The organism is Spirulina sp. CCY15215, from assembly GCF_016888125.1.
Classification (GTDB): Bacteria; Cyanobacteriota; Cyanobacteriia; order Cyanobacteriales; family Spirulinaceae; genus CCY15215.
On sequence record NZ_JACSWA010000508.1, the window covers coordinates 1 to 256 of the forward strand.

Consider the following 256-nt stretch of genomic DNA (forward strand, 5'->3'; position numbering starts at 1 on the left):
GCTTGTCTTTGAGGTTCTTCTTGTTCGATAACTTCCTGTTGAGTTAACTTAACTGGATACCACAATAGATCCGCAGCAACAAAAACATCATCCCTGTTCTTAAAGAGAGCATCGAGACCCCCTTTAATAGTGAAAATTAAACGTAATTGAATTGTATTGTCAGCCAAGGGTTTACCGTCGCTATCGGGATAAAGGAATTCGTCTTCAATGGTGGTCGGAGAAAGTTGTTGTACCATTGCCTCAAAGAAAGAAAGAA

Annotated in this window: 1 pseudogene; it reads right to left on the reverse strand. The window is 39.8% G+C overall.

Annotated features, from left to right (window positions below):
- A pseudogene (locus JUI58_RS27820) lies at positions 1-236 on the reverse strand (Uma2 family endonuclease); the annotation flags it as partial.
- Between the last annotated feature and the right edge of the window lie 20 nt (positions 237-256).